Origin of the sequence: Pseudomonas antarctica, assembly GCF_001647715.1 — a bacterium.
GTDB classification, from domain to species: Bacteria; Pseudomonadota; Gammaproteobacteria; order Pseudomonadales; family Pseudomonadaceae; genus Aquipseudomonas; species Aquipseudomonas antarctica_A.
Genome location: NZ_CP015600.1, coordinates 217444 through 243459 on the forward strand (window position 1 = coordinate 217444; position 26016 = coordinate 243459).

The 26016-nt window shown below is 55.4% G+C and carries 18 protein-coding genes; 16 read left to right on the top strand and 2 right to left on the bottom strand.

Annotated features, from left to right (window positions below; genetic code table 11):
- The first annotated feature begins 20 nt into the window (after window positions 1–20).
- From A7J50_RS31795 to A7J50_RS30285, 3 genes are all read left to right on the top strand, one after another.
- Window positions 21–10460 carry a hemagglutinin repeat-containing protein gene (locus tag A7J50_RS31795; protein WP_064450123.1) on the top strand — a complete coding sequence of 3480 codons (10440 nt, stop codon included), beginning with the start codon at window positions 21–23 and terminating at the stop codon, window positions 10458–10460.
- A complete protein-coding gene (locus A7J50_RS00855; protein WP_017135223.1) occupies window positions 10460–10789 on the top strand; it encodes a hypothetical protein in 330 nt (109 codons plus the stop codon). Before A7J50_RS31795 ends, A7J50_RS00855 begins: the two co-directional genes overlap by 1 nt.
- Window positions 10790–11138: 349 nt before the next feature.
- A complete protein-coding gene (locus A7J50_RS30285) occupies window positions 11139–11675 on the top strand; it encodes a transposase (RefSeq protein WP_237140872.1) in 537 nt (178 codons plus the stop codon).
- A 322-nt stretch (window positions 11676–11997) separates the two neighbouring features.
- Here A7J50_RS30285 and A7J50_RS00860 read toward each other — a convergent pair whose 3' ends face one another.
- Window positions 11998–13191 carry an IS4 family transposase gene (locus A7J50_RS00860; RefSeq protein WP_064450124.1) on the bottom strand — a complete coding sequence of 398 codons (1194 nt, stop codon included), beginning with the start codon at window positions 13189–13191 and terminating at the stop codon, window positions 11998–12000.
- A 436-nt stretch (window positions 13192–13627) separates the two neighbouring features.
- Between A7J50_RS00860 and A7J50_RS00870 the strand changes: the two genes are divergently transcribed.
- From A7J50_RS00870 to A7J50_RS00895, 9 genes are all read left to right on the top strand, one after another.
- Window positions 13628–14212, top strand: coding sequence for a hypothetical protein (locus A7J50_RS00870; RefSeq protein ID WP_064450126.1), 585 nt, complete (start codon window positions 13628–13630; stop codon window positions 14210–14212).
- Window positions 14213–14475: 263 nt separating this feature from the next.
- A complete protein-coding gene (locus A7J50_RS31800) occupies window positions 14476–14916 on the top strand; it encodes a transposase (RefSeq protein WP_237140873.1) in 441 nt (146 codons plus the stop codon).
- A gap of 354 nt (window positions 14917–15270) precedes the next feature.
- Complete coding sequence (locus tag A7J50_RS00875) at window positions 15271–16050, top strand: DUF4225 domain-containing protein (protein WP_017135224.1); 780 nt, start codon at window positions 15271–15273, stop codon at window positions 16048–16050.
- 261 nt (window positions 16051–16311) lie between these two features.
- On the top strand, window positions 16312–16509 hold the full coding sequence (locus A7J50_RS00885) for a hypothetical protein (protein ID WP_156526240.1): 198 nt from the start codon (window positions 16312–16314) through the stop codon (window positions 16507–16509).
- Window positions 16510–16847: 338 nt separating this feature from the next.
- Window positions 16848–17423, top strand: coding sequence for a transposase (locus tag A7J50_RS30295; RefSeq protein ID WP_237140874.1), 576 nt, complete (start codon window positions 16848–16850; stop codon window positions 17421–17423).
- Between the two features lie 39 nt (window positions 17424–17462).
- Entirely contained in the window at window positions 17463–17894 is a 432-nt protein-coding gene (locus A7J50_RS31285; protein WP_156526241.1) for a hypothetical protein, read from the top strand.
- Window positions 17895–18231: 337 nt separating this feature from the next.
- Window positions 18232–18492, top strand: coding sequence for a hypothetical protein (locus tag A7J50_RS00890; protein ID WP_064450128.1), 261 nt, complete (start codon window positions 18232–18234; stop codon window positions 18490–18492).
- 209 nt (window positions 18493–18701) lie between these two features.
- Entirely contained in the window at window positions 18702–19145 is a 444-nt protein-coding gene (locus A7J50_RS30300) for a hypothetical protein (RefSeq protein WP_082895804.1), read from the top strand.
- Window positions 19130–19696: a hypothetical protein gene (locus A7J50_RS00895; protein ID WP_064450129.1), complete on the top strand. Its 567-nt coding sequence runs from the start codon at window positions 19130–19132 to the stop codon at window positions 19694–19696. The genes A7J50_RS30300 and A7J50_RS00895 overlap by 16 nt, the downstream gene beginning before the upstream one ends.
- 127 nt (window positions 19697–19823) lie before the next feature.
- On the opposite strand, the gene A7J50_RS00900 is transcribed toward A7J50_RS00895, so the two are convergent.
- Window positions 19824–20078, bottom strand: a complete 255-nt coding sequence (locus A7J50_RS00900) for a hypothetical protein (protein ID WP_017136667.1) — start codon at window positions 20076–20078, stop codon at window positions 19824–19826.
- A 682-nt stretch (window positions 20079–20760) separates the two neighbouring features.
- Here A7J50_RS00900 and A7J50_RS00905 point away from each other — a divergent pair.
- From A7J50_RS00905 to A7J50_RS00915, 4 genes are all read left to right on the top strand, one after another.
- On the top strand, window positions 20761–23331 hold the full coding sequence (locus A7J50_RS00905; RefSeq protein ID WP_064450130.1) for an autotransporter outer membrane beta-barrel domain-containing protein: 2571 nt from the start codon (window positions 20761–20763) through the stop codon (window positions 23329–23331).
- A 67-nt stretch (window positions 23332–23398) separates the two neighbouring features.
- Entirely contained in the window at window positions 23399–23836 is a 438-nt protein-coding gene (locus A7J50_RS00910) for an RDD family protein (RefSeq protein ID WP_237140875.1), read from the top strand.
- A 1223-nt stretch (window positions 23837–25059) separates the two neighbouring features.
- Window positions 25060–25224, top strand: a complete 165-nt coding sequence (locus A7J50_RS31290) for a hypothetical protein (protein ID WP_156526242.1) — start codon at window positions 25060–25062, stop codon at window positions 25222–25224.
- Between the two features lie 89 nt (window positions 25225–25313).
- A complete protein-coding gene (locus A7J50_RS00915) occupies window positions 25314–25994 on the top strand; it encodes a CsgG/HfaB family protein (RefSeq protein WP_064450131.1) in 681 nt (226 codons plus the stop codon).
- The last annotated feature ends 22 nt before the right edge of the window (window positions 25995–26016 follow it).

A 26016-nucleotide genomic window follows, 5' to 3' on the forward strand; every position in this document is an offset into this window, starting at 1 on the left:
GCTGCAACGAGAATTTGACCATGGATGTTCGCCACTTTGCCTTTTTGGCCCGCCAACCTTCTGCTGCCCTGAAGCGCCGCGACGCGTTCTTCGGCCTGCCCAAGCGCGGCCTGGTGCTGATCCTGGTCAACGCGCTGTTCTGGCAGCCGTTGCTGGCCCAGGCCGAAGGCATTGTGGTGAGCAACCCGGCCACCAGCGTCGGCCAGGCCGGCAACGGCGTGCCGGTGGTGAACATCGCCGCGCCCAATGGCAGTGGCTTGTCCCACAACCAGTTCAAGGACTACAACGTCGGCCCCAACGGCGTGATCCTCAACAACGCCACCGGCGCGGTGCAAAACACCCAGCTCGGCGGCTACATCGTCGGCAACCCGAACCTCAAGGGCGGCGCCGCCAGCGTCATCCTCAACGAAGTCAACGGCGGCAGCCCGAGCCAGTTGCGCGGTTACACCGAAGTGGCGGGGCAGTCGGCCAAAGTCATCGTCGCCAACCCGTACGGCATCACCTGCAGCGGCTGCGGCTTTATCAACACGCCTAACGTGACCCTGACCACCGGTAAACCGGTGCTCGACGCGAGCGGCCAGTTGCAGCGCTACCAGGTTGACGGCGGCGCCGTGACCATCGACGGCCAGGGCCTGAACGCCAGCAACGTCGACCGCTTCGAAATCATCACCCGTACCGCCAAGATCAACGCACAGATCAACGCCCGCGAACTGGCGGTGATCGCCGGGCGCAACGACGTTGATGCAAAAACCCTCAACGCCACCCCGCGCGCCGACGACGGCAGCACCAAACCCGAGCTGGCCATCGACTCCACCGCCCTGGGCGGCATGTACGCCGGCGCGATCAAACTGGTGGGCACCGAAGCCGGTGTGGGCGTGAAGCTCGACGGCACGCTGGCGGCCAGTGGCGGCGATATCCAGCTCGATGCCAATGGGCATTTGAGCATGGCGCAAGCTGCCGCCAGCGGTGCGGTCAACGTCAACGCCGCAAGCCTGGACGCCAAAGGGCCGGTATATGCCGGTACAGCCCTGAACGTGAACACCCAGGGCGATCTCACCAACCGCCAAAGCCTGGCCGCCCGTGACCGCATTGCGCTGTCCGCCGGTGGCACCTTGACCAACGGCGACATCATCGAAGCCGGCGTCAACACCGATAACACCCGCAACGCAGCAGGCGATGTGAGCCTGCGCGGCAAGGCCGTCAACAACACCGGCGCGAGTGTCATCGCCAGCCGCACGTTGAGCGTGGATGCCCAAGCCCTGAATAACCAGGGCGGCACACTGGGCGCCAAACAGCGCACCCAGATAACCGCCGCCTCGGTCGACAACCAGAGCAAAGGTCGCATCCTCAGCAATAATGGCTTGGCTATTACCGCAGATCGCCTGCAGAACACCCAAGGTGGGCTGGTCACCAGCGACGGGCCGCTGACGGCGGTGGTCGGTGAATTGCACAACCAGGGCGGTGAAGTCTCAAGCCTCGACACCGCAGCGCTGACGGTCGCCACCCTCGACAACGTTGCGGGCCTGATCACGGCGGGCAAGGCCTTGAGCCTCAACGTCGGCAGCCTCAACAACCAGGGCGGCCTGGTCACCAGCCAGGGCGTCGTCAACGTGGCCGGTAACAGCCTCGACAACCGCCAGAAAGGCTTGGTCGCCGGTATCGGCGGTGTGCAGGCCAATGTCGTCAATATCGACAACCGCAACGGCGAGCTGTCCAGCCGTTCGGGCGTGCTGGTGACGGCTACACAACTGGATAACAGCGATGGCGGGCTGGTGGTTGCCGGTGGCGGCGCAGCCCTGAATATCGATCAGTTGCTCAACCGCAACCAGGGCCTGATCAGCAGCGAAGGGCTGCTGAGCATCTCGGCGCGCACCCTGGCCAACAACGCCGGTACGCTGTCCAGCGCCGGCCCGCTGACCCTCAGCACCCTTGGCGCGCTGGACAACCGAGGCGGGCGCCTGGTCACCGACGGCAGCCTGATCCTCAACGCCGCCAGCGTCGACAACAGCCAGAACGGCACCCTGAGCGCGCGCCAGGCCCTGTCCCTCGGCACCGCCGACCTGAACAACCAGCAAGGCGGCCAGATCACCAGCGCCGAGGCCCTGACCCTGGACCTCAACCGGGGCGAGTTCAACAACCAGAACGGCCTGATCAACGCACCGCTGTTGATGCTCAACAACCTCAAGAACGTGCATAACCAGGGCGGCGAGATCTCCAGCAGCCAGGCGTTCACACTCACCGCCGACAACCTCGACAACAGCCGCGGCAAATTGCTGAGCAACGCCGCGCTGACCCTGCGCATCGGCCAGGCCCTGGCCAACGTCAAAGGCCTGATTGCCGCCGCCTCGGTCGATGCGCAGGCCACCGACCTCGACAACAGCGGTGGCACGCTCACCAGCCGTGGCGACACCGTACTCAACGTGGCTGGCCGCCTCGCCAACCGCGACCAGGGCCTGCTCAACGCCAGCAACGCCTTGACGCTCAACAGCGCCGAGCTGGACAACCAGAACGGCTCACTGCTGGGCAGCGCGATTGCCCTCGACTTCGGCACTGCCACTGGCGACCTGAACAACACCGGTGGCCTGATCACCACCGCCGGCAACCTGACCATCAACCACCTGCGCGACCTCAGCAACCAGGGCGGCGAACTCTCCAGCGCGCAAACCCTGAACCTCAGCGGTCGCACGTTGAACAACAGCAACGGCAAGCTGATCAGCAATAACCTGCTGGTGCTCAATGCCGAAAACCTGATCAACCAGAATGGCCTGATGTCCGGCTGGCAGGGCCTCACCGTCAGCGGCGCGAACCTCGACAACCGCAACAGCGGCACCTTGTCGAGCCGTTACGGCGACCTCAATGCCACGCTGACCGCCAGCCTGCTCAACAGCGCGGGCGGTGCACTGGTCAGCCAAAAGGCGCTGTACGTCAGCGCCGGCGAATTGGACAACAGCAACAAAGGCGTTCTCTCCAGCGCATCGGGCCAGCGCCTCACCGTGGGCGGTTTGCTGAATAACGCCCAAGGCGGCGTGATCGACAGCGGCGCAGCCCTGACCCTGAATGCGCAAAACCTGGACAACAGCGCCGGCAGCATCAGCGGCGGCACCGCCACCAGCCTCGACCTGTTGGCGACGCTGACCAACACCAATGGCAAGTTGGCCAGCGGCGGCCCGCTGCTGATCAGCCGCGCGGCGCAGATCAACAACCAGGGCGGCCAGATTGCCAGCCAGGGCCTGTTGACCCTGCTGACTGGCGGCCTGGACAACCGCAACCGTGGCACGCTGGCCGCCAACGACCGCTTGAGCCTCACCGCCAGCGGCCTGGTGCAGAACGGCAACGATGGCTTGATCTACAGCCAGAACGCCGACCTCAGCCTCACGGCCAACCGCGTGGACAATGGCAAAGGCACCGTGCAAAGCCAGGGCGGCATGCGCGTCGACGTGGCCGATACGCTGGATAACCAGAGCGGCAAACTGATCGCCCAGGCGGGCGACCTGAGTGTCAACGCAGCCAGCCTCGACAACCGTGGCGGCACCCTCGCCAGCCTCAAGGCCGCACTGCAAACCCAAGTGGTCGGCGTGCTGCGCAACGGTTACGACCTCAACAACAACCGCCAGGGCGGCGTGATGCAGGGGCAAAGCCTCAACCTGCAAGCCGGCAGCGTGGATAACTATGGCGGGCGCATCGCGGCGCAGGGCGGCAACGCGCTGGTCACTACCGGCAATTTCGACAACCGCAACGGCGGGCTCTATGCCAAAGGCCTGATGCGTGTGGTCGGGCATGACTTTGATAACAGCGGCGACAACGACGGCCAGATTGCCGGCCAACACATCGACCTGGACCTGAGCGGGGCGCTCAACAACCGCCTGGGCATCATCGAAAGCGAAACCACCCTCAAGGTGCGCGCCGCCAGCCTCGATAACCAGACCGGGCGCCTGCGTGCGCTGGGCACGGCGGGCACCACCGAATTTGCCATCGGCGGCTTGTTCGACAACCGCAACGGTGTGGTGGAAACCGCCAACAACGACCTGACCCTCAACGCCGGCAGCTTCCAGAACCTGGGCGGCAATGTACTGCACGTGGGCACCGGCAATTTCGGCATTGCACCCGCCAACCTCAACGACGTGGGCGGCAGCCTGGTCACCCGTGGCGACTTGACCATCACCCAGGGCAACTGGACCAACAGCAGTGTGATCCAGGCCGGGCAACTCACGGTCAATGTCGACAGCCTCGACCAGACCGCCACCGGCCAATTGCTCGGCGCCCGACGCTTTGTCGGCAATGGCGCCAACTGGACCACCCATGGCCTGATTGCCAGCGACGGCACACTCGACCTGACCTTGAGCGGCGCATTGAACAGTACCGGGCGCATCAGCAGCCTGGGCAACCTCAACCTCAGCGCGGCCCAAGCCACCCTCAGCGACACGGCAAGCATTGCCGGCGGCGGCGTCACCACCGCCAACATCGGCGGCACGCTCAACAACCGCGGGCGCATCACCGCCGCCACCGACCTGTTGCTCAACGCGGGCACGCTCAACAACTACGCGACCCTGGGCAGTGGCCAACGACTGGTCGCCACCACCGGCGCCTTGCTCAACGACCACGGCCTGATCTTCAGCGGCGGCGACATGAGCCTGCGTGTCGATGCGCTGAACAACAGCTACGCCGACCTCTACAGCATGGGCAACCTGAGCGTCGACCGCGACGGCAAGGGCGGCCTGGCCAGCAGCATCCTCAACAGTTCGTCGACGATCCAGAGTGACGGCAACCTCAGCCTGTCCGCCAATTCGATCAAAAATGAACGGGCGGTACTCACCGTCAACGACGCAGGTGTCTACACCGCCTCCGCCACCCTAGGCACGTGCATCGAGTACGTCAACGCCGGTGACTGCCACGCCGGTGGCACACCGCGCAACTACGTGTGGGAACTGGTGACCCGCGACAAACTGGAAGTGACCGCCGCCAGCGCCGGTTCGAGCATCACCTCGGGCGGTAACATGACCCTGGCGGGCGGCGACCTGCTCAACAGCAGCAGCTCGATTGCGGCCGGTGGCAACTTCACCGCGCGCCTGAACAACCTGGTCAACACCGGCATCGAAACCGGCGAAACCGAGACCTACCGGCTCTTTACCTCCGCCCGCACCAAACACCCGGAAGGCTGGTTCAGCGCCGCCGCTGCACTCACCAACAAATACTGGTACCAAAGCGCCGGCTACAACCCCAATGACCTCGGCGGCCTGGAAGCCACCGTGGCCAACTTCGTCGGCCTGATGGAGAAAGAGAACACCCAGTTCGGCAAAGTCACCAAAATCGCCAGTGACGACCAACGTTACGCTGCGGTGATTCAGGCCGCCGGCGCGGTAGACGTCAAGGCGCAAGCCGGTATCGACAACAGCGTGGTGCGCCTGGGCTACAACTACATCGGTGCGGGCGCCAAAACCACTACCGGCGCCACCGGTGCCAGTGGCGCAGCCGGTTACTCGACCCGGGTCACCCTCAACCAGCAACTGCCGCCTGACCTCGCCCAACAGCAGATCAACCCGTTGAGCCTGCCCGGCTTCACCTTGCCTACTGGCCAAGGCGGGCTGTTCCGCCTCAGTGGCGAAAGCGCCAGCGCGCCGGCCACTACTGGCCCGCAAGGCTGGACCCTGGGCGGCGGCAGCGTCGACCGCACGCCGGTGACCGGCCCGGTCGTACCCGGCAGCGGCACCTCGGCCGACGGCGTGGTGATCAACCGCGTGCAAGGCCTGCCAGACAGCCAGTTCGTCTCCAACCCACAGAAATACCTGATCGAAACCAACCCGCTGCTGACCAACCTCAGCCAGTTTTTAAGCTCTGATTACATGCTGTCCAAACTGGGCTTCGACCCGGACCAGGCACAAAAGCGCCTGGGTGACGGCCTGTATGAACAGCGCCTGATCCAGCAAGCGGTCATCGCCCGTACCGGCCAGCGCTTCATTGATGGCCAGACCAGCGACGCCTCGACGTTCAAGTACCTGATGGACAACGCCATCGGCACCAAGCAGGCACTTAACCTGGCCGTAGGCGTGAGCCTCACCGCTGAGCAAGTCGCGGCCCTGACCCACGACATCGTGTGGATGGAAAACGCCACCGTCGCCGGCCAGCAAGTGCTGGTGCCCGTGCTGTACCTGGCCCAGGCCAACAACCGCCTGGCGCCCAACGGCGCACTCATCACCGGCAGCGACCTTAACCTGGTCAGCGGCACCGACCTCAACAACGTCGGCACCCTGCGCGCCACCAACAACCTGGCGGCCAGCGCCGGGCGCAACATGGTCAACAGCGGCCTCGTGCAAGCGGGCAACCGCCTCGACCTGCTCGCCGGCAACAACCTCACCAACCGCGCCGGCGGCATCATCGCCGGGCGCGACGTCAGCGTCAGCGCAGTGAATGGCGATGTGCTCAACGAACGCACCGTCACCAGCCACCAAAGCAGCAGCGGCTACCGCACCGAACGCACCGACTTCGTCGACAACGCCGCCCGCATCGAAGCCGCCAACACCCTCACCCTGCAAGCCGGGCGCGACGTCAACAGCACCGGCGGCGCCTTCAAAAGCGGCGCCGACCTGGGCGTTCAAGCCGGGCGCGATGTGAACCTGGCCACCGCCGAACAGCGCAATGCCAACACCGTCAGCACCTACATGCGCAGCAGCAGCGCAAACCAGTACGGCACCGTGATCGAAGCCGGGCGCGACTTCCAGGTGGTGGCTGCGCGGGATATCAGCGCCATCGGCAGCCAGCTCAATGCCACGCGTGATCTGGCGCTGGTGGCCAAGGGCAATGTGAACCTGGCGTCGGCGGCGAATGAACAGCATTCGGCGTTTAATTCCAAGAAGGTCACCAGCCAGGAAGACCACGTCCAGCAAGTGGGCACATCGTTGGTGGCCGGTGAGAACCTCTCCCTGAGTGCCGGCAACGACCTCGTCGTCAGCGCCAGCCGTGCGAGTGCCGGCAAGGAAGCCTACCTGTACGCAGGCAATGACCTGGCGCTGAACGCCGCGCAAGACAGCGACTACAGCTATTACCGCAAAACCAAAACCAGCAAAGGGTTGCTGTCCAGCAGCCAGAAAACGCGCATCGACAGCAGTAACCAGATCAGCCAGCAGGGCTCTTCCATCAGCGCTGATACCGTGGTCGTGCGTGCTGGCCGTGACATCGGCACTACCGCCAGCGACGTGGTTTCCACCAACGCCACCAGCCTGATTGCCGGTCGCAATGTGGTGATTGATGGGGCAACGGAAACCTTTGAACAAAGCCATTCGTCCTCGACCAAAAAATCGGGCTTGATGAGCAGCGGCGGCATCGGCGTGACGTTGGGCTCAAGCAGCAACCAGAACACCTTCACCAGCAGCACCGAAACCACCCGGGCCAGCAACATCGGCAGTGTGCTGGGCAGCGTGGATATTCAGGCTGGCAAAGACCTGACCATTCGCGGCTCTGACGTGGTTGCCGGTAAGGACATCAGCCTGGTTGGGCAAAATGTCAGCATCCTGGCTTCCGAGAACAACAACCGCAGCGAGCAGACCTCCAAGAGCAAAACCAGTGGTTTGACCCTGGCGTTGTCCGGCACCGTGGGTAGCGCGGTTGACGCCGCTTACCGGACTGCCAAGCAAGCCAAGAACGAGGACGACAGCCGTCTCTCGGCGCTGCAAGGTGTGAAGGCAGGTTTGACGGGCGTGCAAGCGTGGCAAGCGGCGCAGAAAGATGGCGGTATGAACAGCGGGAATGCTTCGCAGTTTGTGGGGATCAGCCTCTCCCTGGGTTCGCAAAAATCCGATTCCAAACAGACCCAGGAGCAGACACTCAGCCAGGGCAGCAGCCTGACGGCCGGCAACAACCTCACCATCGTGGCGGACGGCAACGGCACGCCTGGGGCCGCAGGTGATATCCATGTACAAGGCAGCAAGCTGCAGGCCGGCAACGAAATGCAACTGGCGGCGGAGCGCGATATTCGCCTGGAAGCTGCGGCGAATAATCAAAAACTGGATGGCAAAAACAACAGCAGTGGCGGTGCGATTGGCATCAGCTTGGGGGTGGGCTCAGATGAAAGTGGCCTGAGCATTTTCGCCAATGCAAACAAGGGCACTGGTAAAGAGAAGGGCACCGGCACCACCTGGACGGAAACGACCCTGGACGCAGGCAAACAGGTCAGCCTGATCAGCGGCCGAGACACCGCCCTGAAGGGCGCGCAGGTCAGCGCAGACAAAATTACCGCTACTGTGGGGCGTGACCTTACGCTGCAAAGTCTGCAAGACACCGATAACTACAAGTCCAAGCAGACGGACGTAAGTGGGGGCGTCAGCTTCGCCATCATCGGCACCGGTGGCAGTGCAAACCTGAGCATCAGTAAAAGCAAGATCGACTCCAAATACCAGAGTGTGCAGGAGCAAACCGGCCTGTTCGGCGGTAAGGGCGGCTACCAGATTGACGTAGGCAACCACACGCAACTCGATGGTAGCGTGATCGGCAGCACAGCCACGCCGGACAAAAACCGCCTGAGCACCGGCACGCTGGGATGGAGCGTTTTAAAGAACAAGGCTGAGTACACAAGCCAGTTGCAGAGCGCCAGTGTGAGCAGCGGTAGCGGTAGCGGTAGCGGCAGCGATGGCGCCAATGCGTTCATCAGCAATATGCCCTCCGGCAGCTTGATCGCATTCAATCACGGCGACAGTGACAGCGGCACCACCTCATCGGCCATTTCCAACGGTACCCTCGACATCCGCGACCCTGCCAAACAGCAGCAGGACGTTGCAACGCTGAGCCACGATGTTGAACACGCCAACGGCAGCATCAGCCCCATCTTTGATAAGGAAAAAGAGCAGAAGCGCCTGCGCCAGGTGCAGTTGATTGCGGATATTGGTACTCAGGCAGTAGACATCGTTCGAACCCAAGGCCAGATCGATGCTGATAAAGAGGCGCGTGCTGAACTTGATAAGCGTGGCATCAAGGACCCTGGAAAAGATGCCAAAAAAGAGGACGTCGATGCCTACAAGAAACAACTGATTGCCACTGACGCTTATCAACGGATCATGGCGGACTACGGGGTCGGCGGCAATTACCCACGTGTAGCGCAGGCGGTGACAGCAGCGTTGCAAGGGTTGGTGGGCGGCGATATCGGTTCCGCCATTGCGGGCGCGTCGGCGCCGTACATGGCGCAAGTCATTAGGAAAACCACCGGAGACAACGCTGTACTCAACACCATGGCGCATGCCGTATTGGGTGCAGTGGTGGCGCAGGCGCAAGGCAACTCTGCGGGGGCGGGGGCTGCGGGAGCTGCGACGGGTGAATTCATCGCCCATCAGTTGTATCCGGGCAAGAATACAATCGAGTTGACGGAGGAGGAGAGAGAGACGGTTGTTGCACTTTCGGGTCTAGCAGCAGGGTTGGCTGGGGGGATTGCTGGTGGTGATCTGGGCGGTGCGGTTACTGGGGCAAAGGCGGGAAGCAATGCGGTGGAGAACAACTCCCTCAGTGATATTGCAGAAGCATTAGCCGCACATAAGACACTTGAGCAGCAGGCTGAAGACCGCGTCAAAGCAGAAAACCAACACTACAAGGAGCAAAACTGCGCTGGCATGAGTGAGCAAGCGTGCTCGGTCAAGATGTATACTCAGCGGCGTGAAGAGCTCAAAGGTGCCCTGTCAGAAGGCGCAAATTTTGTACCAGTTATCGGCACAGTTAAAAGCGTAGCGGAGGCTGAGAGTGCACTTGATTACCTTGAGGTAGCAGCATCTCTTATTCCAGGTGAACGGATTATTTCCGGCACCTTGAAAATGGCACGCAAAGCTCTGAACAGGGGCGATATCAGCGAAGCATCGAAGCTGATTAGCAGCGCCAGTAATGAGATTCAGGGTGCAAAGGCGCCATACACCTCGATTTCCTCGCCGGATGCTGAGGCTGGCATGCCGTATGCCCACCCGGTAAAGGAGGCTGGTGAAAAAGGAACAGAGCAAGTTTTACGGGAAGTCGAGATTAGTTCTGGTGGTAAAGGTGCATGGAATAAAGAGCTGAATAATCCTGTGCCGAATACCGTATATAAAGTCGATGGGAATAAAACCTTCCAAACAGATGGCTTGGGCCGCGTTGAAAAAGTCGAGTCAAATCTTTCATTGACTAAAAATGATCGGAATACATATCAGCAATGTGTGGCAGGAAAGTGCGGTGTCACTGGGGACGAGGGTGGGCACTTGATTGCTAGTATATTCAACGGACCTGGGGAGAGATTGAACCTCCTTCCCATGAATGGAAACTTGAATAAAGGTACTTGGAAAACTATGGAGAATACATGGGCGTCCGCACTTAAGGAGGGCAAACAGGTTAGCGTGAAGATTGAGCCTGTGTATTCTGGTAAAAGTGTTCGGCCAGATAGCTTTAATGTGGAGTATTCAATAGGCGGTGCTCGTCCAAAAGAGATTGTATTTAAAAACTCACCGGGTGGAAATTGATGCGTAGTGATGATGATATCTACAATGACATTGGGAGTATTTTATTTCAGATTGCTCCCGATGGAGCATGTAAAATTATAATGCGTGCACAGCTATCCCAAGAGCTAGATAGCTGTGAGTATGAGTATGACTACATTGATAAACAAGGTAACGTTGCCTGGTTCACGGCAGGCGGGCGAGCCAATACAGATATTTTAGCTCTTTTAACAGAGCTGCGTAGTTGGTATGTTGAGAATAAACTTACAGGAGGGCTGCCAGCGTGGAGTGGCTGTGAGGTGACCTTGGATTTAGTTGAAGTTAAAATTAGTATAGACTTTGTTTATCCTTGATAATTAAGCGGCAAGTTTGAAGGGAAATAGGGGGCAGACCCTGAGGGATCCCCAAAAATTTACCCTAAGCTCTGCGCTTGATGGCACACCTCATTAAAAGAATAGTGGTCTGACCCCTATTTTCTTAATTAAAACTACTGCCAAAGGCTAAACAATGATTATGCGTTTAGAAATGGTTGAGAAAGGACTTGTAGAGAAATAGGGAAATAGGGGTCAGACCACGGTTTTGTTTTTTAGAGTTAAGCAGAGTTGCTCTTTAAAAATGTGATTTATTTTTTGTAATTATTCCAATCTGTTGGCCTGTTGAAGGGCGGCTAAGCTGTAAGCTCTTATCCAGTTAGGGGTTTATATGGCTCGCCGTCCTAGGGTTTTACTGCCGGATATCCCGTTGCATATTATTCAGCGGGGAAACAATCGGTATGCGTGTTTTTATTCAGATGAAGACTATATTTTTTACATTGATACATTAGCCGTGCTTGCTGAATTGTATGGCTGTAAAGTTCACGCATTGTGCTTGATGACAAATCATGTTCATTTGTTGTTGACTCCCAGCTGCTGCGCAGGGGCTGGCTTGCTTATGAAGGGACTGGGGCAGCGCTACGTTCAATATGTCAATCGAACATATCAACGAACGGGCACGTTGTGGGAAGGCTGTTTCCGCTCCTGTTTGGTTCAACAAGAAAACTATGTTTTAGCTTGCTATCGATATATCGAAACGAACCCGGTCAGAGCCGGTATGGTTGCTCATCCGGGCGACTATTGCTGGACCAGCTATAGGGCAAACGCACAGGGCGAGCTATCAGGCTTTATAAGCCCGGGCGAAATAGGGGTCAGACCACGTTTTTCGTTTTTTAGAGTTCAGCAGAGTTGCTCTTTAAAAACATGATTTATTTTTTGTAATTATTCCAATCTGTTGGCTTGTTGAAGGGCGGCTAAGCTGTAAGCTCTTATCCAGTTAGGGGTTTATATGGCTCGCCATCCTAGAGTTTTACTGCCGGATATCCCGTTGTATATTATTCAGCGGGGAAACAATTGGTCTGCATGTTTTTATTCAGATGAAGACTATATTTTTTACATTGATACATTAGCCGAGTAGTAATAGTGGTCTGACCCCTATTTTCTCAAAGAGTTTCGCAGGGCGTGTCAGGACGCCCAAAAAAGTATGAGTTATAAGAATAGTGGTCTGACCCTGAGGGATCCCCACAAATTTACTCCAAGCTCTGCGCCTGATGATGCACCTCATCACGCAGAGCATGCTCCAATATTTCCAAGTGTTCCCGGCCACCAAAATCGGTGCAACTGCGCCAGTATTCCAAACCTAATCGCCACAATGAAAGTACTCGCCTCTCTTTGAGGCTGTTGCTTTGATAGCGCCGCTCCAATTGGTTCTCCCGCGCCTGCAACCCCGTTAAGAAGATGAGGTAGTTGGCCAAAGCGGCAATCAACAACAACACTTCGATGCGCTTTGGACAATGGCTTCGATGCAGATTCAGGCCCAATCCCAGGTGCTCACTTTTTACGTCTCGGAAGCCTTCTTCGATCTGCATACGGCGCTTATAAATCGCCACGACTTTTGCTGGATTCCACTCCTCTTGCTTCAGGTTGCTGGCAAGCAACCACGGTTCACGCTCACGTCTGGCAGACTGCCGGCTGAGCTTGCTTCTGGCAATTGAGCCGGTGACGCGTTGATGCTTGCGACCCTTGGCTGAATGGCGGACGCAGTACAAATCGATGAAGTGAGGGGCGCTACGCGTCATCTCGACACGGCCTAACGACTTAGGTGATGAGGTGGCCAGAGCGTACAAATTCTTCACAGGCTGCCAGTCATTTTCTTCGCGACGATAAAGCTCACGATTTCGTATGCGGGCCACGTAATACCAGCCCTGCGCCGCTACGGCCTTCATCCAGGGCCGCCGGAAACCTGCATCAGTGACCAGGACTGGAACGCATCCCTCAGGTAGTAATGCAGCCAACGTTTTGAGCAGTCGACTTTGATATTTGGGGCAACTCTCGCGCTCATGAACGCTTTCATAAATAGGAAACGAGCGTCCCGCAAGCGGGACTGCGGCTCTCAACAAAAAGGCGTCGCCAGAGGCATCAATTCTCGACCAGTCGACCAAGATTAAAGGGTGCTTCAAGGAGCCCAACAACGCCCGCAGCATCGCCCAGTAGAACAATGGCCGCTCTGCTCTCAAGTGTTGATTACCCAACAATCGGTCCACTCGCTTGATCGCATGTTTTGGATACGCCTGCCCTGGCATAAAACGTCCCAGCGCTGTCAGCGTCAGGCGACGGCCTTGCAGTAACGAACTGACACAACTCATCAGCGTTGTCAGGCGGCGAGAATGGATTGAAGGCAGTGCTTGAGCGAGCGCTCTGTGTAAAAATCGGATGGCCTGCATGGGTTCGGGTTCTTGTTTTTGTGTGGTGCAAACCAAGTTGCCGACTCATGCAGGCCTCTTCAATATTCCAACTTCTTGATTTTCGGTAAGAAAAATCGGGGATCCCTCAGGGTCTGACCCCTATTTTTACAGGGCAAATTTGTGTAAGTGTTGGCAATGCTGATCACGCTACGTACTACTTGACGAACAAGCGACCTGATGGCTCTGTAGTGGTTTTTGACGTTGATGCTGGCCTTCATAAGGAAATTATGGACAGGGTAGTCCCTCAGCGGCCTGTCGCTGGTATGACGAAGGATCCTGATGCACCTAAGAGGGTAGACAAAGACCAGCCCGGTTACTCCCTCGAGCTACCCAAGATTTGGGAGTCGCTACTCGAAAAGAACTCGAGTAACGCCCGTGTTTATACACAGGATGAATTTTTCAAGGAGTTCAAGCAATGAAGGTGAACCAGACAGTTTTTGATGATCTTTGGAATGGAGAGAGAAGTGTCTGCTTTTTTGTACACTCTGGAAGATGTTATTGGGTGATAGATGAGAAGTATAATTTCTCTCTTGACGCAGAAAAAGACTATCGCGCCTATCTTGAAGATGGCGATATAACCCAGGAGCAATACGAGCAGTCTTGCAAAAGTTTCAGGGGCGGTATTCTGAAAATGACTTCGGAAAATTTTCCGCAGTATCTAGATGACTCAAGTGAAAAAATTCTTACTTCAAGCGATTTGAAAAATTTTATAGAAGCGGATTATGAAGTTTTTGAAAAGACTGAACATTATTTTTTAACCGGCGAGGGTTTGTCCCCGGCCCTATTTAAAAAGGCCAATATCATTCATTCCAGGTTTCCCAAGTTCTACATAAATTTTGATAGAAAAATTTTTATGCATATGGATGACGTGCGTGTTCATGAAAGTCTAGCTTATTCGGACTGGACTGCTGAATGCTTTGATTTTAGCTTTTTGATCCCTGCTCGCGAGCGGTACTGGATAGTGGCGGGCAATGACTATTGGAAACTTCGGTTTATATAAGGAAATAGGGTCAGACCACGTTTTTCGTTTTTTAGAGTTAAGCAGAGTTGCTCTTTAAAAACATGATTTATTTTTTGTAATTATTCCAATCTGTTGGCTTGTTGAAGAAAGAAATAGGGGTCAGACCACGGTTTAGGGTTTTGTTTTTTAGAGTTCAGCAGAGTTGCTCTTTAAAAACGTGATTTATTTTTTGTAATTATTCCACTCTGTTGGCCTGTTGAAGGGCGGCTAAGCTGTAAGCTCTTATCCAGTTAGGGGTTTATATGGCTCGCCGTCCTAGGGTTTTACTGCCGGATATCCCGTTGCATATTATTCAGCGGGGAAACAATCGGTCTGCGTGTTCTTACTCAGACGAAGACTACATTTTTTACATTGATACATTAGCCGTGCTTGCTGAATTGTATGGCTGTAAAGTTCACGCATTGTGCTTGATGACAAATCATGTTCATTTGTTGTTGACTCCCAGCTGCTGCGCAGGGGCTGGCTTGCTTATGAAGGGACTGGGGCAGCGCTACGTTCAATATGTCAATCGAACATATCAACGAACGGGCACGTTGTGGGAAGGCCGTTTCCGCTCCTGTTTGGTTCAACAAGACAACTATGTTTTAGCTTGCTATCGATATATCGAAATGAACCCGGTCAGAGCCGGTATGGTTGCTCATCCGGGCGACTATCGCTGGACCAGCTATAGGGCAAACGCATAGGGCGAGCTATCAGGCTTTATAAGTCCGCATGCTGTTTATAACGAATTCTGTAGCGGCACCGCGCAACGAGCCGAAGCTTACCGGTCTATATTCAATGATCGACTTTCACTTGGGCTGATAGAACAAATTCGATCTTCTATAAACGGTAATTACGTTTTGGGCGATCAGAAGTTTGCGTCCGAGATCGCGCAGGCATTAGGTAAAAGAGTTTCGCAGGGCGTGTCAGGACGCCCAAAAAAGTATGAGTTAAAAGAATAGTGGTCTGCCCCCTATTTCTTAATCGCGGCAGGCGCCGGGGCCGTGGTTGGCTCTGGGCGAGGTACCTCAGGTGCTGTTGTCGCGGGAGGAAACGCGATGTCGGTGGAAGTCTATAATCGAGCAGCTCATGAGGCGGAGGTGGCGGCGATCAAGGCTGAGGCTCAGAAAGGTGACTTCACGGAAGCGAACCTGGAAAAGGCCATGTGTTACATCATCAAGTGCTGGGCTCATCTGGAGCGAGGGACCAAGGAGTATCACGATGCATACTTGAGTGAAGCCGATATGGTCGGGCTGAGTAATGAGCTTGAATGGGCAGATGCGCAAAGGGATAAAGGCCTGTTTAACTATTCGCTCACTGACTCGGTTTTTGATGCGGGAACGCGTGATGTCATTCCTGTGGTAGCTAACACCGCCAAGACTGTCACGGGAGGGGCAAGTGTTTACTCGGGGGGCACTCTATGCGGCACAGTGGCCGGGTGCTTTTTCGGTGGGCCTATGATTGTATTCGGATTAGGGAATATTGAGGAGGGCACCTCAGCCCTTTATAACCATGTTAATAATGAAGAGGGCAGTTATAATCATGTTAAACAAACTTTTGATCAGATTCCTGGCGGATATGGGCCGGTGATATATAGTGCCGCAGATTTCGCGTTATCAATTGGTTCGGGGTTTGTAAAGGTGCCTCTGAAGATGGGGTTGGCTGATGGTTTGAACAAGAAAAAATCAATATTTGATGTGACGGTCAGAAAGTTTGATAATAACCAATTTATTCTTGGTAAAAAGGCGCCGTATGGCGGTGCAATGTTGCTATATTTTCTGTCCGTGGGCGCGAAAGGCAATAGCCTTTACAATGAGGCGGTCGATGCGAGCAAGTAAACTTATAAATACCCTGCTGCTGATAGTTTCATTGTTGGCGGTGGTGTGTGGGGTGAGTACGTTTTTCGGCATGATGGTCGCCATAGTGGTTGGTATACTGCTTCGCACAGATTCGAACTGGGTGTTCATCTGGATTGGATTTCCCTTGTCAGGAATATTTGCTGTGTACTGGATAGTTACACGGTGGGATTATGTGAAATCCTTTATGTCCGGGCGTGGTGGGTGGTAGAGCGGGTAATCGAGGTCAGATCACGTTTGTATGTGGTCTTACTCCTGGCTGCGCTACTCAATGGCTTTCTACGATTTGACGGTAGCTGGAAGCGCTTTTTCCTCATGGTGCTGGTGCAGTTGTGGTTTGGCCAGGCGGTCTACAGCTATGCGCGAGGCGCCAGGGTGGCCATCGCGCCGGGCGGCATGAGTAAGGATGCCGACCCGGAAGAAATAGGGGTCAGACCCTGAGGGATCCTGACCCCTATTTTCTCTATTTTATCCTAGAGCTCGGTAGAGGTAGTAATGTCTGAATTCAAGGAAATAGGGGTCAGACCACGGTTTTGTTTTTTAGAGTTAAGCAGAGTTGCTCTTTAAAAATGTGATTTATTTTTTGTAATTATTCCAATCTGTTGGCCTGTTGAATGGCGGTTAAGCTGTAAGCTCTTATCCAGTTAGGGGTTTATATGGCTCGCCGTCCTAGGGTTTTACTGCCGGATATCCCGTTGCACATTATTCAGCGGGGAAACAATCGGTCTGCGTGTTTTTATTGAGATGAAGACTATATTTTTTACATTGATACATTAGCCGTGCTTGCTGAATTGTATGGCTGTAAAGTTCACGCATTGTGCTTGATGACAAATCATGTTCATTTGTTGTTGACTCCCAGTTGCTGCGCAGGGGCCGGCTTGCTTATGAAGGGACTGGGGCAGCGCTACGTTCAATATGTCAATCGAACATATCAACGAACGGGCACGTTGTGGGAAGGCCGTTTCCGCTCCTGTTTGGTTCAACAAGACAACTATGTTTTAGCTTGCTATCGATATATCGAAATGAACCCGGTCAGAGCCGGTATGGTTGCTCATCCGGGCGACTATCGCTGGACCAGCTATAGGGCAAACGCACAGGGCGAGCTGTCAGGCTTTATAAGCCCGCATGCGGTTTATAACGAATTAGGTAGCGGCACCGCGCAACGAGCCGAAGCTTACCGGTCTATATTCAATGATCGACTTTCACTTGGGCTGATAGAACAAATTCGATCTTCTATAAACGGTAATTACGTTTTGGGCGATCAGAAGTTTGCGTCCGAGATCGCGCAGGCATTAGGTAAAAAAGTTTCGCAGGGCGTGTCAGGACGCCCAAAAAAGTATGAGTTAAAAGAATAGTGGTCTGACCCCTATTTTCCCGCATTTAATAGAGCGAAAATGATCATGAATCACGTTTATATGCGACATAAAAACGATAGACGCTTGGTTCTGTTATGCGATAAAAATTACAATCCCATTTCAGAGGAATATATTGGTAAAAACGAACCAAGAAGCAAGGCTTTCTATGTTGGGTTTTGCGACGGGTTTATCGGGGTTTATTCCTCAGTTGAAGGGCCGGTTTTATTTATAAATGATTGCAAGTATTTATTTGCTGAGCCCTCATGGAATATTCGGGTTCAAAGAAATTTAGGTGTAAATGAAGTTAGTTTCGTCGGTTTAGGTCAAAGCAGCCTTGTATTCGAATATTCAGCTGTGGAACTTGATCCAGTAGATCCATGGTCAGAGGAGAAATTCGATGATTTCTTCATCTGGCTAACAAATAAGAGGCACGATCAAGAATTTATCGAAATGTGGACAGAGAACGATTAGAGAATAGGGGTCAGACCACGGTTTTTGCTTTTTATAGTTCGGCGGAGTTGCTTTTTAAAAATATGATTTATTTTTTGTAATTATTCTATTTTGTTAGCCTGGTGATTTGAAGGAAAAAATCGGGTTCAAGCTATGGCTTTTTAATTTAAGAGGGAATAGGGAGCAGGCCATATTTTTTAAATCAAGTATTAATAGTGGTCTGACCCCTATCTTATGCTATTTTATGCCTATTTTATCGTGGTGCCTCAGTTACGCTCATAAACTCTAAATATCCTAAAGCTCAAATTGCTGTGGATGAGGATCGTATTATCACGGTTGTTAATCCGGTAAAGAAAAAATGACGATAGATAATTTGATTGAGCATCTTGATAGATTTGTGAGTGGTTCTAATATTTCGGTTCAATGGGCAAAAGATACGGAAACCCTTCTGGATGAAATTGAAGAAAATGAAGGTTTTGGTAAGTTTGAAAATCTCTTTGATGAGCTGCAGGAAAAGCTCTCGCTTTATCGGCCTGGAGGCGGCGAGCATCTTATAGATGAGTTCGAAATGAAACTGTTTTGTGTAAGGGTTGTTTCAGCACTTTTAGAAGCGAGGTAGGCAATAGGGTCAGTCCGATATTGTCCTGCTGTAAAATGGTGCAAAAGGGCCGGGTTCTGCTGGTACGGGCACGACCGCGGGTAGTGATGTTGCAAGTACAACGCCTAAAGCTGGTGTTTTTTGGAATAAAACAACAGTTCTAGATAGGACTGTCTATCAAGGCAATAGGGGTCAGACCACGTTTTTCGTTTAAATAGGGGGTGTTTGTTATGTCGGATAAACAAGTCTACGAGCTGACCATTGGTGATCTTGCTGATTTTGGTGTTTGGTTTTTTCCGATGGACGATACCGTAGAGGATGAGTTGACAGTGCGTCCTCTGGCCGAACAAGAAACTTGCTCAGATTTTCAGATTATTGTAAGAGCTGATTTTTTTGGAGTAAGTGGCTCTGTATATTCTGGTTATTTATATTGGGGTTCTGATTCTTTGGTTGAATACTTAAAGCCAGTTATCTTGTCGCAAGCGGGGGAAACCATCAGCTTTTGGAACGGTATAGTACAACCCACGTGGGATAATTCTGAGTTCTCCAATTTACTTAGATCCGATTTGCCAATTTCTTATGTTTCAGAGCCGCTCCTTAACCTTCCTTCGGTTCGTGGAAGGCTTGAGGGGCTTTATTATCTGGCTGGGGATCGAGTGTGTTGCGTAAGCTAAGGGGGAAGTCGGGGGCTAAGGGAAAAAGGGGACAGATTTATTTAATTTTTCGAGTGCTTTTTTACTTAAATAAATCTGTCCACTTTTCCGCCCTTTTCATTCGCGTCGAAGAGTTATTCGAGTATGGAACCAAAAAAAGCGGGGTTATGGTTGTGAGCAACTCAGCATCAATTATATCGGATGTGGCAATTGACGAAGACACTTTCGCTGATTTTCTCCACGCTGTAGGTGGAATCGTCAGCGCGGGTAAACGTAGTCGTGGAGTATTGAGCTGGGATGAGGCCACTTTGTATGTGTCATTACTTACCTCCGAAAAGCTCATAGGTTTTTATGATGCGCAAGATATTCTCGATTGGGAATCTTGGTTGGGTGCCACGCCGAGGACAATGATTGAAATACAGTTGGGACACTCAAAAGGGTCGATAGAGATGTATTTATGGTTGGCGTACGAGTTTGGTAAAAAATGGAATTGTGTTGTTGATGATGTTAATTCTGTGACCATTAAGTACTCTGAAATCTGTGACAGGTATATAAGATCGAGCGTGAAATAGGGGCAGGCCATTTTCTGTTTGATGGTGTAAAGGAGTAGTGACAAGCCACCTTTAATATTCAAGTGTAGTTTGCCCCTACTCACTGCCTCACCATTAACAGGGCAACTCGTCAGCCGCCCTGTCGCGGTCAGTTGACGCTGTTAAGCCTGCGAATGATGACATCCAGCAAATCACACCCATCGCGCAGCGGTATAGCCAGTAGTTGGGCGAAGTCTTGAAGCACCACGGCATCACTGCTGAGTTGTTCGCGGAAGGCCAGGTTTTCCAGCAGTTGGGTGACGGCGCGAATCCGGTACGCGGCGGCGTCGTGGAGCACGTCGAGGGGCGCGCTGGTGTCGATAAGCAGAGCGGGGACGGTGCAGTCGTGGCCCGTTAGGGGCATGTATTGGTTCATTTTCAGTACTCTGTTGGTGGATTAAGCCACCACGCATTCGTCGCCAAACGAATGGGTGGCAGCTGTACGCAGGTTGGCGAACCGGAACAGAGTAACCGGCAGACCCGAAGGTCTCCCGCGCACAGCCGCCATAACATGCACAGCTTTGCGGGTGCAAAAACACCTGCATGGAAGCGGGTTGCTTTTGCACTCTGTTGTCAGGTCGCCAAACCTGATCGCCATATGGGCGACGGGCCGGACTATAAGCCCCGCACCCAAACCCACGCAAGGCATCAACGCCCTGACTCAAACCCCTGCGTCCTATCCCCAACCCCCACCGACGCCAACGCTTCCCGCCGTCTGCTCACGGGTATTACGCAAATCCCCAGTCGTTTCGGGAGGCGTCCTACCGCAAAAGGAACCATTTCCCTCAAGCCCGGGTCTTTACCCCGCCCACCCGCAACCGGTCGGGCTGCATGGACTGCAGCGTTTTCAAACGACATTAAGGATTAATGTGAACCTCACCTCCCCAACCCCTTTTCTGCCACCACCGGCTGCGGTGCGATTGCTCGCGCCTGTGGTTCAGCAAAGCGCCTTGAGGGAGTGCATTCGGATCATCTGATCCTTCGCTCAGCACACCTACGGCCGCCGGGCTTATTGGCGGCTTTTACTGTAGTTCATGGAGTTTGAAATGAAGCGTAAGCCGTTCCAGAAAACCCTGCTGGCCTTGATGGTCAGCGCAGGCGCCGCACAGGCCAGTGCTGTGGAATTTGATGTGAGTACCGGCCAGAACGCATGGTCGTACCAGAACTTCAACGAGACCGTGACGCTGGTGGGGACACGCAATATCGTCGCCACTGAGCGCAAGACCGACGGCGCCAGCGTGGCCGATACCAACATCCAGGGCGCGTTGATCAACTATGCCAATTTCAACCTGGATGGCAGCGGCCGCAATGTGCGCGGGTTTGTGGTGGATGGCGCGCTGGATTCAGACCTCAGGAACCGTGGCGGTTTCATCACCGGCGGTATTGTTCAGGCCGGCACCATCAATATGTACAACCAGATCTGGGCCGAAGGTTTTGAAGTGGGCGCGGCCATGGTCGGCGGCAATGTGGTTAACACCGGCACGATCATCGCTGTCGACGTACCGGGCTCCGGCCCGGAAAGCGACGCGGAAGGTATCTATCTCAATGGCACTACGGTTGCCGGTGATGTGATCAACTCGGGCCTGGTGGATATCACCTCGTACTACGGGTATGGGTTGATTCTGGATACCCACAACAATATGCCGGTGACGGTCGGCGGCAAGATTATCAACGCCGGGATTATTCGCGTCACGGGTGAAGAAGCGCTGGGGATGGTGATTGAGACCAAGACCAATGACCTGCGCATTGAGAACACGGGCCTGCTCTCGGTCACCGGTAATCAGTCACGGGCGGTGGCAATATACGAAGGCACTGTCGATTACTTGCTCAACACCGGCACCATCGAAGCCAAGGGCAGCAGCGCGACGGCTATCAACCTGCGCGGGGCGACGTTCACCACCGGCTCGCCGGTCGGTGCGCGGGGCATCATCAACCGGGGTGTGATCAGTGCCGACAGCACGGCGATCCTGGTGAACCCTGCCGAGCAGACCTCGCCCTTCGAGATCAACCAGCAAGCCGGGGAAATTCGCAGCCATTCCGGCATTGCGATTGACGGCGGCAACATGGCCTCGCTGATCTGGACCGGTGGCCGCATCCAGGGTGACGTGCTGGATGTCAGCTCGGTGAACATCGGCGGGCAAGCGGATTTCACCGGCAGCCGTATCAACGCGCCGGTGTCGGTTAACGCCGGTTCCCTGAACCTGTCGGGGCCCGGCACGGTGGTGAGCCGCGAGTTGTATGTGGGCAGCGGTGCGGGCGTGGATATGCGCCTGGGCAGCAACGTGGTGCCGACCACGCCTTACCTGACGGTCAACGGCGCTGCCACCTTTGCCCCGGGCTCGAACATCACCGTCAGCGCCAAACCCGGTGACTTCACCAGCACGCCTGCCGCCACGCAATACACGCTGTTGCAGGCCGGTAGCTTGCAGAATAACGGCCTGACGGTAGCCAGCGCGTCGTCGTTGCTCAATGTGCTCAGCTACTCGGCTGATGCGCAGACGGTCAAGGCCGTGGTGGGCGTGAAGAGCGATCAGCAAGTGCAAACCATGCTCGCCAGTGTGGGCACTGCGGAGCCGACCGTGGCGGCGGTCAACACCCTTAAAAACCGCGTGCTCGGCCAGTTGGACACCCAGGACGCGGTCTTCCAGTCGGTGGCCAATGCGCCCTCGGTGCAAGCGTTGGCGCAGGTTGGCGAACAGCTCAAGCCGGATGCCAACCGTGGCGCTTTGGATGTGGCGTTGTCGGGGCAAAGCGTGGTCAACGGCGCGATCTTCAACCGCCTTACCGACCAGCGCGAAAGCCGTCAAACCGGCGGCGTGTGGGTGCAGGGCCTGAGCAGCAACATGGACCAGGACGGGCGCGGCGGCGATAACGGTTACTCGGCCAACAGCAGCGGCATGGCGGTGGGTGTGGACGGTCGCTTGAACGACACCACCACCTTGGGCGTGGCCTACAGCTACCTCAATTCCAACATCCATTCCGACCTCGGCAACAAGACCGACGTCGAGGGCCACGCGCTGTCGCTGTATGGCAACTGGGCGCTGCAAAACTGGTTTGTCGACGGCAGCCTCAGCTACGGCCACAACGACAACGACAGCAAACGCCATGTGGCAGGCACCACGGCCAAGGGCAGTTACGACAGCAATGTGTTGGCCGCCAGCGTGATCGGCGGCTACAGCTTCAAGCCGTCGCAGGCCGTGGTGATCGAGCCGCGCGTGGCGGCGCGTTATGCCAACGTGCGCATGGATGGCTTCGACGAGAAAGGTTCGGCGGCTGCACTGAGCACCCGTTCGCAGCGTTATGAAGTGGGCGAAGTGGGCGCCGGTCTTCGCCTGGCCGGCAACGTGCCGATGGGCGCGGGCAGCCTGCAACCGGAAGCAACCTTGATGGCGTACCACGACCTGATGGGTGATCGCGTGGCGCAAACTTCAAGCTTCGTGGCAGGCGGTGCGGCGTTCACCACCACCGGCGCTTCGGTGGCACGTGACAGCTATGAAGCCAGTGTCGGGGTGAATTACCAGGTCTCGGATTTCACCGTGGGCGCCAGCTACACACGTCAGGCGCGCAGCGGGTTTGATGCCGATGGGGTGATGCTAAAAGCGCGTTACGCGTTTTAAAAAACTGAGCGCCTGGCCAATGGGCCGGGCGCTTCATGTCCCTTTATCCCGTCACGGATCAAAAAATATGATGAGTGATTCTCTAACGGCTACCGGCACGTTCAACTTGGCCAGCCGCAGCAAGCGACTCTTGGGTTTCATAGTCGACATGGCCGTGGTTTTTTTCATTTTGCTGCTTAAATATCTAATGGCGTCGCTGGCCATGCGTTTCTATTCTACGTTCGGGCAGATGTTTTTTCAGGTTATCGACGCCGTGTTAACGCTGTTGGCCTTCGGCTATTTTTTGTTTTGCGATGCTTTGCCCAAAGGTCAAAGTCTTGGCAAACGGCTGTTCAGCATGTCGGTGGTGGGATACCCCTACGCGACGAACTGCACGCCGTTCCAGTCGTTCCTGCGCAACGCGTGCAAAATGTTGTTCAGCCCACTGGATGGCTTTTTGGTGCTGTTTGGGCTGCGTCGTCGTTTGGGCGACATGTTGGCCAAGACAATCGTGATCAACGCCTGAGCACACGCGTTATCGCCAAACCCCTGTGGGAGCGGGCTTGCTCGCGAAAGCGGTAAATCAGTCGATACCTACAGTGACTGACACACCGCTATCGCGGGCAAGCCCGCTCCCACCTTTGGATCTGCGTCTATCAGATTGGCCGCGCTCTGCCCGCTACATAAGCCAGTACCACAAGAACAGCTAGCGCCGGCAAACCCCTGTGGGAGCGGGCTTGCTCGCGAAAGCGGAAGACCAGTCGATACCTCAAGTGACTGACACACCGCCTTCGCGAGCAAGCCCGCTCCCACTTTTGTATCTGTGTCTATTAGATTGGCTGCACTCTGCCGCTACCCAAGCCAATACCATTGGAACAGCTAGTGCCGCCAAACCCCTGTGGGAGCGGGCTTGCCCGCGAAAGCGGTAGACCAGTCGATTTTTCCAGCGACTGACACACCGCCTTCGCGAGCAAGCCCGCTCCCACCTTTGGATCTGCGTCTATCAGATCGGCCGCACTTTGCCCGCTACATAAGCCAGTACCACAAGAACAGCTAGCGCCGCCAAACCCCTGTGGGAGCGGGCTTGCCCGCGATAGCGGTAAATCAGTCGATATTGCCAGTGACTGACACACCGCCTTCGCGAGCAAGCCCGCTCCCACTTTTGGATCTGCGTCTGTCAGATGGCCGCGCTTTGCCCGCTACATAAGCCAGTACCACAAGAACAGCTAGCGCCGCCAAACCCCTGTGGGAGCGGGCTTGCCCGCGATAGCGGTAAATCAGTCGATATTGCCAGTGACTGACACACCGCCTTCGCGAGCAAGCCCGCTCCCACTTTTGGATCTGCGTCTGTCAGATGGCCGCGCTTTGCCCGCTACATAAGCCAGTATCACAAGAACAGCTAGCGCCGCCAAACCCCTGTGGGAGCGGGCTTGCCCGCGATAGCGGTAAATCAGTCGATATTGCCAGTGACTGATACACCGCCTTCGCGAGCAAGCCCGCTCCCACCTTTGGATCTGCGTCTATCAGATTGGCCGCACTCCACTGCTCGGCCGCGGGGGCGCTGCATGTTGTTCCGACCCGTTGCCCACCGCAAAATGTCGGTGCACCTGGCTTGAGCTGTCGTTGAGGCGGGCGTTGCCGTTGGGCGGTGAATGTCCTCTTGGCAGCAAAACCGCTTGAGTACACAGGGCAACCCCGTAAAATGTCGCGGCATTAGCAACATGGCATTTTTCAAGGACGAATCAAGCAATGCGCATTTCTGCTTTTCTCCCAGTCACCTGCCTGATGGCGGGCTGCACTTTCCAGCCGGACCGCTCTGCGCCGGTCATCCTTGCCAAAACACCTACCTGCTGGCCCGACACGTTTGATGGTGAGGCGCTGGGCAAGATCGCGCGTTTTTTCAGAAAATTCTGATCGCCGCCATATCGTAGTCAACGTACATAACAGTCCCTCCCGCTGGTTCATCTGCTGCAACCACGGACCTCTCACCCTAGGAGCACCCTGTGAAAACACTGTCCAAAATCCTGCTGTCCGGCGTTGCCGCCGCAGCGCTGCTGACCGTGGCCGGTTGCGCCACGGAGAGCAATCGCGCGATGCCGGTGGAACAAGTCGCCAGCGCCAGCGTGGCCTATTCCGGCGTACGTGTACCGATTGCCGTGGGCAAGTTCGATAACCGTTCCAGCTACATGCGCGGCATCTTCTCCGACGGCGTTGACCGCCTCGGTGGCCAGGCCAAGACCATCCTGATTACCCACTTGCAGCAGACCAACCGCTTCAGCGTGCTGGACCGCGACAACATGGGCGAAATCTCCCAGGAAGCCGCGATCAAAGGCACCATCCAGAAGCTGAAGGGCGCTGACTATGTGGTGACCGGCGACGTGACCGAGTTCGGCCGCAAAGAGACCGGCGACCGCCAGCTGTTCGGCATTCTTGGCCGTGGCAAAACCCAGGTGGCTTACGCCAAGGTCGCGCTGAATATCGTCAACATCAGCACGTCCGAAGTGGTGTATTCCACCCAGGGTGCCGGTGAGTACGCCCTGTCCAACCGTGAAATCGTCGGCTTCGGCGGCACCGCCAGCTACGACTCCACCCTCAATGGCAAGGTCCTGGACCTGGCCATGCGCGAAGCAATCAACCGCCTCGTCGACGGCATCAATGCCGGCGCCTGGAACCCGCGCAACTGATCAGCAGCACCTCAAGGAGCAG

Excerpts from the sequence above, each read along its gene's own strand:
- A7J50_RS00855 (WP_017135223.1), top strand. The coding sequence starts at position 10,460 with ATGCGTAGTGATGATGATATCTACAATGACATTGGGAGTATTTTATTT.
- A7J50_RS31290 (WP_156526242.1), top strand. The coding sequence starts at position 25,060 with ATGCGCATTTCTGCTTTTCTCCCAGTCACCTGCCTGATGGCGGGCTGC.
- A7J50_RS30300 (WP_082895804.1), top strand. The coding sequence starts at position 18,702 with ATGTCGGATAAACAAGTCTACGAGCTGACCATTGGTGATCTTGCTGAT.
- A7J50_RS00905 (WP_064450130.1), top strand. The coding sequence starts at position 20,761 with ATGAAGCGTAAGCCGTTCCAGAAAACCCTGCTGGCCTTGATGGTCAGC.
- A7J50_RS31800 (WP_237140873.1), top strand. The coding sequence starts at position 14,476 with ATGGCTCGCCGTCCTAGGGTTTTACTGCCGGATATCCCGTTGCATATT.
- A7J50_RS31795 (WP_064450123.1), top strand. The coding sequence starts at position 21 with ATGGATGTTCGCCACTTTGCCTTTTTGGCCCGCCAACCTTCTGCTGCC.
- A7J50_RS30285 (WP_237140872.1), top strand. The coding sequence starts at position 11,139 with ATGGCTCGCCGTCCTAGGGTTTTACTGCCGGATATCCCGTTGCATATT.
- A7J50_RS00875 (WP_017135224.1), top strand. The coding sequence starts at position 15,271 with ATGTCGGTGGAAGTCTATAATCGAGCAGCTCATGAGGCGGAGGTGGCG.
- A7J50_RS00900 (WP_017136667.1), bottom strand. The coding sequence starts at position 20,078 with ATGCCCCTAACGGGCCACGACTGCACCGTCCCCGCTCTGCTTATCGAC.
- A7J50_RS31285 (WP_156526241.1), top strand. The coding sequence starts at position 17,463 with ATGATCATGAATCACGTTTATATGCGACATAAAAACGATAGACGCTTG.
- A7J50_RS00910 (WP_237140875.1), top strand. The coding sequence starts at position 23,399 with ATGATGAGTGATTCTCTAACGGCTACCGGCACGTTCAACTTGGCCAGC.
- A7J50_RS00890 (WP_064450128.1), top strand. The coding sequence starts at position 18,232 with ATGACGATAGATAATTTGATTGAGCATCTTGATAGATTTGTGAGTGGT.
- A7J50_RS00860 (WP_064450124.1), bottom strand. The coding sequence starts at position 13,191 with ATGCAGGCCATCCGATTTTTACACAGAGCGCTCGCTCAAGCACTGCCT.
- A7J50_RS00870 (WP_064450126.1), top strand. The coding sequence starts at position 13,628 with ATGAAGGTGAACCAGACAGTTTTTGATGATCTTTGGAATGGAGAGAGA.